The 9,058-nt window shown below is 43.4% G+C and carries 10 protein-coding genes; 5 read left to right on the forward strand and 5 right to left on the reverse strand.

The annotated features are described in order from the left end of the window. Positions 1 to 261 precede the first annotated feature (261 nt). From AC805_RS03415 to AC805_RS03425, 3 genes are all read left to right on the forward strand, one after another. On the forward strand, positions 262 to 696 hold the full coding sequence (locus tag AC805_RS03415; RefSeq protein ID WP_055074110.1) for a hypothetical protein: 435 nt from the start codon (positions 262 to 264) through the stop codon (positions 694 to 696). Continuing rightward, positions 677 to 1,045: a YtxH domain-containing protein gene (locus AC805_RS03420; protein WP_055074111.1), complete on the forward strand. Its 369-nt coding sequence runs from the start codon at positions 677 to 679 to the stop codon at positions 1,043 to 1,045. The genes AC805_RS03415 and AC805_RS03420 overlap by 20 nt, the downstream gene beginning before the upstream one ends. Before the next feature lie 91 nt (positions 1,046 to 1,136). Beyond that, positions 1,137 to 1,676, forward strand: a complete 540-nt coding sequence (locus AC805_RS03425; RefSeq protein ID WP_055074112.1) for a hypothetical protein — start codon at positions 1,137 to 1,139, stop codon at positions 1,674 to 1,676. Between the two features lie 60 nt (positions 1,677 to 1,736). Here AC805_RS03425 and AC805_RS03430 read toward each other — a convergent pair whose 3' ends face one another. Then, complete coding sequence (locus tag AC805_RS03430; protein ID WP_055074113.1) at positions 1,737 to 2,171, reverse strand: Fur family transcriptional regulator; 435 nt, start codon at positions 2,169 to 2,171, stop codon at positions 1,737 to 1,739. A 615-nt stretch (positions 2,172 to 2,786) separates the two neighbouring features. Here AC805_RS03430 and AC805_RS03435 point away from each other — a divergent pair. Together AC805_RS03435 and AC805_RS03440 are read left to right on the forward strand one after the other, a co-directional pair. Next, on the forward strand, positions 2,787 to 3,359 hold the full coding sequence (locus tag AC805_RS03435; protein ID WP_055074114.1) for a peroxiredoxin: 573 nt from the start codon (positions 2,787 to 2,789) through the stop codon (positions 3,357 to 3,359). 210 nt (positions 3,360 to 3,569) lie between these two features. Beyond that, positions 3,570 to 4,571: an NAD(P)/FAD-dependent oxidoreductase gene (locus AC805_RS03440; RefSeq protein ID WP_055074115.1), complete on the forward strand. Its 1,002-nt coding sequence runs from the start codon at positions 3,570 to 3,572 to the stop codon at positions 4,569 to 4,571. A 116-nt stretch (positions 4,572 to 4,687) separates the two neighbouring features. Here the strand turns inward: AC805_RS03440 and AC805_RS03445 are convergent, their stop codons facing one another. From AC805_RS03445 to AC805_RS03460, 4 genes are all read right to left on the reverse strand, one after another. Next, complete coding sequence (locus AC805_RS03445; RefSeq protein ID WP_055074116.1) at positions 4,688 to 5,395, reverse strand: hypothetical protein; 708 nt, start codon at positions 5,393 to 5,395, stop codon at positions 4,688 to 4,690. 98 nt (positions 5,396 to 5,493) lie between these two features. Then, on the reverse strand, positions 5,494 to 6,390 hold the full coding sequence (locus AC805_RS03450) for a D-alanyl-D-alanine carboxypeptidase family protein (RefSeq protein ID WP_055074117.1): 897 nt from the start codon (positions 6,388 to 6,390) through the stop codon (positions 5,494 to 5,496). 431 nt (positions 6,391 to 6,821) lie between these two features. Next, positions 6,822 to 7,226: a glyoxalase/bleomycin resistance/extradiol dioxygenase family protein gene (locus tag AC805_RS03455; RefSeq protein ID WP_055074118.1), complete on the reverse strand. Its 405-nt coding sequence runs from the start codon at positions 7,224 to 7,226 to the stop codon at positions 6,822 to 6,824. A 118-nt stretch (positions 7,227 to 7,344) separates the two neighbouring features. Continuing rightward, the gene (locus AC805_RS03460) at positions 7,345 to 8,853 is read right to left on the reverse strand and encodes a folate/biopterin family MFS transporter (RefSeq protein WP_055074119.1); all 1,509 of its coding nucleotides are present in this window, start codon (positions 8,851 to 8,853) and stop codon (positions 7,345 to 7,347) included. Between the last annotated feature and the right edge of the window lie 205 nt (positions 8,854 to 9,058).

A 9,058-nucleotide genomic window follows, 5' to 3' on the forward strand; every position in this document is an offset into this window, starting at 1 on the left:
GCTTCGACTTCGCTCAGCTATCGGTATAGATTGCTTGAGCGAAGTTGAAGCCCTAATTTTTCTCATGAATGATTTAATGCCAATTCACAAAAGCATGACAACAAGTTTGTAAATTAAAAACTAAATTTAGTGATGTTATACCAAGTTAAGAAATGGTTACGCCATTTCTTAACTTGGTATAACATCACTAATGAGAGAGATATAATATTTTTCTACCCATCGCAAATCTTGAAAAATTCAATCGATTATTATTAAAAAATCATGATTTGGATAGCGATCGCCATACAGTTAATACTCAGTGCGGGATTGCTATGGGCCTCATGGCAAGTATGGATGTTGCGTAACTCCCTCAAAGCAACTGTCCATACTGTAGAGTCTTGGATAGCAATTTGTGAGGATGGTTTAGCTGTCTCTCAGCCTGGGCTTGAGGTGGCTCGGAGTGGAGTGGGGATAGCGCGGCAGCAATATCAAATATTGCAATCTCAATTAGAAAAAATTCGTAACTTATTGTCTGTGGTAGGGCGTGGTGTATCCTTTGTAGGGAGTAGTTGGCAGAAGTCTCGAAAAAAAACATCGAAAGGCTCGTCAACCTCTACAAATAAAAAATCAACCGACAGTTCAAGCACAAAATTGTCAGGTAAGTCCTCAGGCAGTAAGTCGTTAGGGAGCAAACAGAATGTCAAACGGCGCAGGTAAATTTTTGGGTGGAGTAATTGTTGGTACGGCAATAGGTACGGCAATAGGTATTTTATTTGCGCCGCGATCGGGTAAGGAAAGTCGCCAATTTTTGAAAAAATCGGCTCAAGACATACCTAAAATTGCCGAAGAAATTGGCTCAAATGTCCAGTATCAAGCTGATCGCTTAACCGAGCAAACTCAACGCACGATTGATGAGTTACTTTTACGACTTCAGGAAGCGATCGCTACAGGGCAAGATGCTAGCCGAAAACTACAAGAGGAATTAGCCATGGCTATGATCGGTTCTCCTGATAGTTTGTCTATTGAAACAGGCGATCGCGCCATAGCGGATGAAGATGACGAATAGCTCCTTGAAAAAGCCCTCAAAAAAGCCCTCAAAAAAGCCCTTGCAAAGTAAGCAGTTATAAGAAATCAATTAATTAAGAAATTAAGAAATTATGCCAGAAGCGATCTTTTTGCTTGGTCTATCGTTTTTGCTAGTGGTTATCTGCCTAACAATTCTTTTGCTAACGGCGATTCCTGCTTTTCAAGAATTAGCCAAAGCTGCCAACAGCATCATTCGTCTAGCTGATACCTTGACCCGCGAACTTCCTGCCACATTAGAGGCAATTCGGATGACAGGGTTAGAGCTAAGTGAGTTAAGTGATGAACTCAATCAAGGAGCAAAAAATGCGGGCGAGGCGGTCAAGCAAGTAAATGATGGAATCAAAGGTGTCCGTCAAAGTGCATCTAGTGCCACGATCGCAACTAAAAGTGCCTTTGCGGGTATCAAAGCGGGCTTGAAATCCTTAGGTCGTCCCCGCCGCCAAAAGCGATCGGCTTCAGATTTGTATCAAGAAAATTTATCCCCCAGTCAGGAGCCTGAAGAATGGCAAGAAGGTACGGAATCAGAAAATATAGTCAGCAACGATAGGTTAATTAATCCTGACGATCTGCGCTCTCAGGGTTTTATGGGTGATTTGAGGGCAGAAGATTGAGCGGTCTGCGCTCAATCTTTTTTTTGATGGCTTTTCAGGATGGCTTTTCAGGATAGCTTTTCAGGATGGCTTGTCAGCATGATTGCAGCGATCGCAAACGCCATTGACAGTCACTTCATAGCTATCGACCTTTAAACCTGCACGTACCTGCTGAAAACCTAATCCCTCAAAGGCATTCCATGCAATATCCTCGATTTCCCCGCAACATTTACAGCGAAAGTGGTGATGAGGTTCGATATTGGCATCATAGCGACAGACCCCCTGTTCTAAAAGCACTTCGCGGACTAGTCCTGCATCCCGTAAAGTTTGGAGCGACAAATAAACAGTCGCCTGCGATGAAGTAGGCGCATTCTGATTTAAATCATGCAGGATCTGTTCTGCGGTTGGATGATCTTCACGCTCCAATAAATTTGTATAAACGGCAAAGCGCTGTGGAGTGACCCGCAATCCTTTAGACCTCAGGATCTGGATAACTCTATCTGATTGCTTTTGCATATAACCTTCCTCCTAATTACCGAAACTATCGACAGATATTCTTGTAAAGCCTCTCTATATAAGATTTCTCAGTCTTGCAGCGCCAAGCGCTGAAATAAAAGCCCAGAGTCTATAGAATTTTTGGTGAATAAATAATCCCCAGAAATTTCTGGAGTTCAATGGTTCACGATTTACCACAAAGCAGTTCACAAGCTTTATCTAGCATTTTCCAGTTTAGGAATCACAGGCTTACCTCTCAGCCTTAGACTGAGACATAAACTTATCGAGTTCGCTAACTTGAGAAGCGCTTAGGCAATGCAAGTTCAATGCAATAATTTCTCTGACACTTTTCTGGGCTGGACAATTGGCTTCAAAAAATTACTCAAAAAAATTTACTAACGATTGACTTAGGCAATCCTATAGATCGCAACTATAGCACCTCTATCTAGGAACTACAAATTTATTACACTTTATATAAGAACTCAGTGGCTCTGGCTATTGACTAATTTCTAAATAAGAATTATTCTTAAATATGTACTAGGATCTTCTCAAGTTGAGATACATTGTGTCTTTCTTGATTGGTAGATTCACAAGCTACTTCTAACCAAAACTTTTCACATAAACCCAGAGAAAAATATGGCAGTTATCGAAACCGTACCAAACGTTGTTTTTAAGACTCGCGTACGTGATGAGTCCGTAGAAGGTCCTAATCCCTATCGTTGGGAAGATAAAACCACTCAAGATCTATTTGCTGGCAAAAAAGTAGTAGTTTTCTCTTTGCCTGGCGCTTTTACTCCTACCTGCTCATCCAATCACTTGCCTCGCTATGAAGAGCTTTATGAAGAGTTCAAAGCCCAAGGTGTTGATGCTGTTATCTGTATTTCCGTTAATGACGCTTTCGTGATGTTCAAATGGGGCAAGGAAATCGGTGCTAAAAATGTATTCTTGCTCCCCGATGGTGCTGGTGAATTTACCCGCAAGATGGGAATGCTTGTTGATAAGTCAAATATTGGTTTTGGACTTCGTTCTTGGCGCTACTCAATGTTAGTTAACGATCTCAAAATCGAAAAGATTTTCGTAGAACCCGGTTTTGCTGATAACGCAGGTAGCGATCCTTTTGAAGTCTCTGATGCTGACACAATGTTGGCTTACTTGAAAGGTTCTGAGTCTGCTGGTGTATCTGCTCCTCGCTTGGCATTCGTTGGTTAATTTTTGAGCATAGTTCTTCTTGCTTCAAGTAAAGAACTGTACTTCATCCAGCATCCGAAGCTGAATTAAAACCAGAGAATCCTTAGAAAAGCCTACGGAGCAAGCTTTTCTAAGGATTCTCAGTCTTGATTTGCATTCTTGGTTTGCATTCTTGATTTGCATTCTTGACTTGTATTGAATACATACAGTGAATTATTTAATGGGGTGGCTATGAAACTCTCTAGCAAAAATCTGCACGAACGCCTCGAAACTGTTTACGATGCGATCGTGGTGGGTGGTGGCATGGGCGGTCTATCCGCAGCGATCTATCTAGCTCGTTATGGTTTGAAGTGCCTAGTGATCGAAAAAGGCAAAGGGCGATCGCTATGGATGCAAGATTTGCGTAATTATGTCGGACTCGATCCGCACACCCCAGGTCGTGACATCCTGAATCACGGGACAAAGACCTCCCTTGATTGGGGAGCCGATCATTTGCGCGGTTACGTGGAAGAGGTAACCGATGAAGGCGAAACCTTTGCCGTCAAAGTGAAGGTGGGTAAACAGAATAGTATTTATCCTGTATTTCGCAGTAAGTATGTAATTGCCGCTTCTGGTATCATAGATAATCTGCCCCAGCTAGAGGATATGCAGAATGTCTATGACTATGCAGGTTACACTCTTCACGTCTGCATGATCTGCGATGGCTATGATATGTGGGATCAGAAAGCGGTTCTAATTGCTAATACAGAAGGACAAATTGGAGCAGCCTTTGTCTTGAACTGGTTTACTCCCTATATTTCTGTTTTGACCCATGGATTATGCACGGTTAGCGATAAAACCAAACAGAAGTTAGCCGAGCATGGATATCCATTATATGAAGCTCCGATCGCGAAGTTCCTAGGAGAAAATCATCAACTGAGTGGAGTGGAACTCACCGATGGCACAATTGTTGAGGCAACTACTGGTTTAGTTGGTATGGGTTCCGTTTACCATAACCAATATCTAAAAGGTATTGAAGGTTTGGAATGGGATGGACAGAATTTAGTCACTAACGATATGTGCAAAACCAGTCACGATCGCATTTTTGCCCTTGGCGATTTAAAGAAAGGTTTGAATCAAGTGTCGATCGCTGTAGCCGATGGTACTTTGGCGGCTACGCAAATCTGGCGCAATATCCGCCGTGCTAGTCCACCTCGCAAATGGGAAGAGAATATCAAATTTGCTACTGTATAGTTATAGCTATATTCACTTAAGTCAGGAAGTCAAAGCCAATAGGGAGTTGCGGCGCGAAGCGCCGCAACTCCCTATTGGCTTTGATTAGAGAAGCACCGCATTGCGGTGCTTCTCTTTTATAAAGTTGGCGAGATAATGTAATTGTCTGTTTTAAGCGCTTGCTCGATCGTCAGGGAGCAATCGGCAATGCTTGCTCCCTTTAACATTTTGGCAGCAAGGGCAACTAAAATGGAGCGATGCTCGCTTAGTAAATTCTTGGCATTGAGCAATGCCCAACGTTCTTGAGTCATAGGATTGGGTAAATGGGCAATGGATTGACGCAAGCGTTGCATATCATCCATGCCTCCTTCAGTAGCCCCTTCACACATCAATTGCTCAGCAGCAATACCTGCCATATAGACTGTACTGTAGCGATCTAGAAGATTGCTAGAATTATTGACCGTCTCACCAAGATCGATTTCTACACCACCTTCAAGTCCTGTAAAATTTTTGTCCGCTAACACTTCTCCTAGCGATTGACCGACAATACCAGCGATCGCATAATTTGTTACTTTAAATCCCAAGAGGTATGCCGCAAGGAAATGACCTGCTTCGTGATAAGCAATTCGTTCTCGATACTCGGGCGATCGGGCTCTCAACCATACCTGAGTATAGGCTCCAAATTTACCCTGCCAAAACCCAATATCAATGCCCCATAATCCGAGTAAGGTCATGGCGATCGCCGCAGGAACAACTGGCGATAGTCCCACCATTGTGCCCACTAGCGACATCATCGTAATTGTAAATATAGCGATCGCTAGTAAATCCGTGGCAGTAACATTCATGGCAAAACTCAGAGATAGAGCAAATATTCTCGCAAAGCGAAAATAAAGCGGTTATGGCAATGCGGAAAAGTGGCAAATGTCGCCCTTCCCTACTTTAATTATGGCTTTTTAATAAACGAAGTATTACGGTTTGTTTGTTTATAGAAGGTGGCAAGACTATCATCATCACCAACAAATCGCCAGTGCCAAGGTTCGTACATCACACCTTGAGGATTATTTGGGGGGAAGGACATTTCAAAGCCATACTTCGCCGCATTGTTTTGGAGCCACTGGTAGGCGGCAGTTTTCTCGAAACTGGTCGAGAGGTTGGCACTGGGAACTGCGCCATCACCAATATCCATGGCATAGCCCGTATGATGTTCGCTATGCCCAGGAGGTGCGCTGACCTTAGCGCGTTGGGCAGGGGTTTGGTTTCGTTGTTTGCTAATCTCGAAAAATAGTTGTTGTTGTTCAGCGATCGTCCGAAATCCTGAAATCACCACAAAATCTACCCCGTCAGCCTTGGCATCAGCTTCCATCTTCAAATAGCTTTTTGCTGCCGCCTCTCTAAGACGGATTTCGTAGCCATCGCTTGCCCTCCCAATTGTGCGTAATTGATTGAGAGGCGCTTCACTATAGGCATGATGACCAAAGAGGTCTGGAGGGCTATCGGCTTCCTTGGCAATGACCTCTTGGTTGTTATTTGCTGAAGCAGTTGGTGCAGGAGTTTTGCTAATAAATGGTGCTGGAGTTATGGCTGCTGGATTGTCGGGGAGAGGTGTTTTTTCTGGCGGAGTGGAAGCTTGAGATGAATTTGTGGCACTGGCATTTAGGGCGAACCAAATGCGCGTGCTAACAATGGGCGATAAGAAGGCTAATACCGCTAAACCATATGCCCACCAAGGTACTGACTGGAGCGATCGCACAATCGGATTAACAGTTCTAGTCTGCGTTTGAGGCGATCGGGTTGGATCGCTAACCCTTTGAGCAACTGGAATATCGTTTTGAGTAGGCATAGGTACGTAAACGTTTGAAGTTTTAACCAAGGTTAAATATATAGTGTCTATCTCGAAATGCCAAAAATATATCGCCCTTCAGTAGCAATTGGCGATCGAGATAATACCAAGTTAAGAAATGGCTACGCCATTTCTTAACTTGAAAACCCTTACTAGGTTTAGTTTTTAACTCACGAAAGTGGGACAACACTTTTGTGAATTGGTATAACTCGATCTAATAAGCATAGCTATAGTCACTTGACTGAGGACAAATCAAACCCCAAGAATTGACTGGCGGTGCGAAGCGCCGCCAGTCAATTCTTGGGGTTTATGTCCTAGTAAAATTGGCGACAGCTATAGCTGGGCATAATTAAAATCCAGAGTTAAAAGCTGTAGCGTGCGCTACAACTTTTGAGATTTTATATTTAATTGCGCCTAGCTATACAGATTGGCTAGAGGGTATTGGACTGGACGATTTCGATAATGTTGCTATCGGGATCGCTGAGAAATAGGATTTTTTGACCCCAAGGCATGATCGAGGGTGGAGAAATGATGGTTACTAAGGCATATGCTTGCATTTTAACTTGCCGATCGCCTATTTCCTGATAAATCCGATCGAGATCCTCTACAGTCATCGATAGCAAAAAAGGATTGCCACTAATGGGTTGATTGCCCCGATCACCAAATAATTTGGGTAACCATTGGCGATCATAGATCCCGATTTTGAGTTTGCCACTGTAACCTTCTACGCCATCGGGTTTGGCGGGTTTGTCAAATCTAAACCCTAAAATATCCCGATAAAACATTAGCGATCGCCCTACATCGGCAACAAATAGGGCGATGTAATCTATTTCCATAATCTATAGGTATTTTGGTTAGTATAGCAACGCAAGAGATCGCTAGGAAAAATCAAAACCCCAAAGATAAGTGGCGGCACTTCGTGCCACCACTTATCTTTGGGGTTTTATATCCTACCTAAATATTCTCCTGCAAAATCGCCTCAGGGCGATCGCTTTCGCCGCTCTTTAGGGGTTCCATCTCAATAGCTTCAATAGCTAAAGATACGATTGTCGATTCTGGTAAAACCGATGGTTTGGAGGTTTCTTCGCTGTTGGTACTTTTTTCGTCAGGCAACCATTTTAAGAAGGGCAATGGCAAGAGGCTACTGATATTAGCGATTAAAATTAATATCCAAAGATTATCAAAATTAGATTCAGTCACGCCCAGCAGATGGGTTAAACCTGCACCTAATTGGAATGAACATAGTGCGGAAATATTCAGCACTGACATCAACAGAGCAAATAATGTTGCTTCGATGCCTTCGGGACAAAGTCTTGCTGCTAAAACAAGAACTGGCATAAAGGCGATTCGACCTGCAATGGTCAAAATCAAGTTGTCTCCAAGGCTAAACCAGCGATCGTCGATACCCAGCGATCGGTTGACATGGGTCACTAGCAATAGGCTCGTCAGTCCTAAAGCGGTGGAAATAATCGTCGTCCAAAAGAAAATTTTGCGGGTGGGAACTCCCTTAAAAAACCTTTGAAATAGCCACACACCCAATAAGCCAGCCCAGCTTGCAAAAAATTTAATCGTACCGAGAAATTCTGGATTGAACTTCAGCTCATTGGTCGTGAAATAGAAGAAGGCTGTATCAGCACTTGGCGTTGCTTGCCACACAAACAAAAAAGCGGCAGGCATCCAAATCGCTTTGTTAGTAAAGGCTTGCTTTAATTGGATAAAGTTGAATTTCAGAGACATCCATGCTTGGGAATTTCTCGATGATTTCGGTGTGGATGGTTTGGGCTGATCTCCCGAATGATCGGAATTATTGGCAGATGAGGGGGCTGGGGCAGTAATAAATATGGCTGACATCGGATAATCGGCGATCGCGAAGGCCGAAATTCCGACCAGTAGCGGTAAAATTGCCGTAATCTCAAATACAAACTTTGCACCGAAATGCTCCAGCAAATAGCCGCTCAAGTAAGCAGACATGATTGCCCCGACCGAAGAGGCTATCCAGCTAAAGGACTGTAAGGAGCCTGCATCGCCTTCTGGTTCTAGTCTGGCACGTTGGACAATTAGGGCATCGGTAATCGCATCAGAAAAGGCAAGGGATAGCGAACCTGTGGCAATCATGGCGATCGCCCAAAAGGGAGTAGTGACCCATATTGACATACTTGCCCAAGCAAATACGCCTAAAAAGCTGGACAGCAGTAAGTAAGGGCGACGACGATAGCCAAATACAGGAAATCCGTCAGAAATTAAGCCATATAGGGGTTTTACTGTCCAAGGTAGCATGGTAATGCCCACCATTGAGGCGACTTCGGCAGGGCTTAGCCCTAAGTCATCTTTTAGGAAAAAACTGACGGCAAGCTGTGAGATTGCCATCGCGCCTTGCACGAAATAAATTATTGCGATCGCCCCCAACTCTAGGTCAAACGAGCGTCCCCGTAAGTTCTTGAGCCAGTCTGTTTGGATTAGCACGATACAATTGCCCAAATATTAAGAAACTTGAATCTCTGTATATTTTAGTCTCTATCTATAAAATTGCATCTATCAAATGAATGCAATTAAATGCAATTAAAGGAAACAATCATAAAAAGTTGACATAAAAAGCTGAATGAATATCTCTGTTATAGCTATCGCCAAATGTACTAGGACATAAACCCTAAGAATTGACTGGCGGCGC

The organism is Pseudanabaena sp. 'Roaring Creek' (genome assembly GCF_001402795.1).
GTDB lineage: Bacteria > Cyanobacteriota > Cyanobacteriia > Pseudanabaenales > Pseudanabaenaceae > Pseudanabaena.